The organism is Gordonibacter pamelaeae 7-10-1-b, from assembly GCF_000210055.1.
Taxonomy (GTDB): Bacteria; Actinomycetota; Coriobacteriia; order Coriobacteriales; family Eggerthellaceae; genus Gordonibacter; species Gordonibacter pamelaeae.
In genome coordinates this window covers 1,087,636-1,089,952 of the sequence record NC_021021.1, presented here as the reverse complement: position 1 = coordinate 1,089,952, position 2,317 = coordinate 1,087,636, and the positions used below count along the sequence as shown (strand labels likewise).

Genomic DNA, 2,317 nt, shown 5'->3' with positions numbered 1-2,317 from the left:
TGCCGGCGGCACGGGCACGGGAGGTGCCGGCGGTGCGGGCGGCACCGGGCAGAACCCCTATGGCTCCGAAGGTCCCTACGGCTGGACGGGCGGCTTCGGCTTCGACTTCGACGATCTGTTCGGGTTCGGCGGCCCGGGCGGCGGCGCCCGCGGGCCCATCCACCCCGAGGCGTCGGCTGCCGACGGGCCCGCTATCCGCAGCGTGATCGACGCCATCAACGCCGGCCGGTTCCAGCAGGCCATCGACCAGCTGAATGCCGTGACGAGCGATGGCCGCAACGCGCGCTGGTACTACCTAAGCGCTCTGGCCAACGACGGCGCCGGCAACTCGCTCATGGCACTGGAGCAGATACGCCGCGCCGTGCGCCTGGACCCGAACAATCCGGACTACCAGCGCGCCCAGCGCCAGTTCCAGCAGGCCGGGCAGACCTACCAGCAGGAGGGGCAGGCCCAGGGATTCAGCATGGGCATCGACCCCATGACCCTCTGCTGCGGCATCTGGTGCTGCGGCCCGGCCCTCTGCCGCCTGTGCGTGCCCTTCGGGTTTTAGAGTATAGCTAGCGAAAGGAAGCGAAGCATGACAGCGACGATAGGCATCGATCTGGGAACCACGAACAGCTGCGCGGCGACGGTGGAGGGCGGGCGTCCCGCCATCGTGCCCAACGCGGAAGGCGAGCGCACCACGCCGAGCGTGGTGGCGTTCTCGAAAGACGGCGAGCGCCTGGTGGGAGCTATTGCCGCCCGGCAGGCGGCCGTGAACCCCGACCGCACCATCGCGTCCGTGAAGCGCCGCATGGGCAGCGACTGGCGCGCTGCCATCGACGGCAAGGCGTTCACGCCGCAGGAGCTGTCGGCCATGATCCTGCGGAAGCTCCGCCGTGATGCCGAGGCCTTTCTCGGCCAGGACGTGACGCAGGCCGTCATCACCGTGCCCGCCTACTTCGATGACGCGCAGCGCCAGGCCACGAAGGACGCCGGCAAGATCGCGGGCCTCGACGTGCTGCGCATCATCAACGAGCCCACGGCCGCGGCGCTGGCCTACGGCCTGGACAACGGCACGCCGCAGAAGGTGATGGTGTATGACCTGGGCGGCGGCACGTTCGACGTGTCCATCATCGAGATCGGCGACGGCGTCATCGAGGTGCTGGCCACCTCCGGCGACAACCACCTGGGCGGCGACGACTTCGACGAGCGCGTGGCGAGCTACCTGCTGGACGCCTTCCAGCGCGAGCACGGCGAGGACCTGCGCCGCAACCCGATGGCCGTGCAGCGCGTGCGCGAGGCGGCCGAGCAGGCGAAGAAGGAGCTCTCCTCGCTCGATTCCGCTCACGTGAACCTGCCCTTCATCGCGCAGAACGCGGCCGGCCCCCTGCACCTCGATGCCGTGGTCACGCGCGCTGCGTTCGACGATATGACGCGCGACCTGGTAGAGCGCACGACCGGGCCCGTGCAGACCGCGCTCAACGATGCGGGCATCGCTGCCTCGGAGCTCGGCTGCGTGCTGCTGGTGGGCGGCTCCACGCGCGTGCCGGCCGTGCAGGCGCACGTGCGCAAGCTCACGGGCCAGGAGCCGTCGGCCTCCATCAACCCCGACGAGTGCGTGGCCACCGGCGCCGCCATCCAGGCCGCCACGCTCTCCGGCGCTTCCACCGGCCTGGTGCGCGCGAACAGCCTGCTGTTGCTGGACGTGACCCCCTTGAGCCTGTCCATCGAGACGGTGGGCGGCGTGGCCACGCGCCTCGTGGAGCGCAACACCACGCTGCCGGTGCACTACTCGCAGGTGTTCAGCACCGCCGCGGCGTTCCAGACGAGCGTGGAGGTGAAGGTGCTGCAGGGCGAGCGCCCCATGGCCGCCGACAACAAGGCCATCGGCACGTTCCGCCTCAAGGGCATCAAGCGGGCGCCTGCCGGCGTGCCGCAGATCGAGGTGACGTTCGACATCGACGCGAACGGCATCCTCACCGTGTCGGCGAAGGATCTGGACACCGGCAAGCAGCAGTCCATCACCATCGACGACTCGGGCCGCATGTCCGACGACGAGGTGGACCGCGCCATCCGCGACGCCGAGCAGTACGCCGAGCAAGACGAGGCGCGCCGCGACGCCATGCTGGCGCGCGAGGAGGCCCAGCGGCTGGCAAACGAGGCCGACCAGGCGCTCGCACAGAAGGGCAAGCAGCTGGAGAAAGACGAGAAGAAGCAGATCAAGGCCGATGTGGCCGCCGTCCGCAAGCTCTTGTCCAAGAAGGTGGACAAGGTGGACGAGGCCGATGTGGCCGCGCTGCGCGCCGCCGCCGCGCAGCTGGAGCGCTCGAGCGCC

General features: G+C 70.0%; 2 protein-coding genes. Both read left to right on the top strand.

Annotation, left to right across the window (positions count from 1 at the left end; genetic code table 11):
• The coding region (locus tag GPA_RS05110) for a tetratricopeptide repeat protein (protein WP_083808928.1) at nt 1-550 on the top strand (550 nt) is incomplete at its 5' end.
• 27 nt (nt 551-577) lie between these two features.
• Nucleotides 578-2,317: molecular chaperone DnaK (dnaK, locus tag GPA_RS05105; protein WP_041240102.1), on the top strand; the 1,740-nt coding region annotated here is incomplete at its 3' end.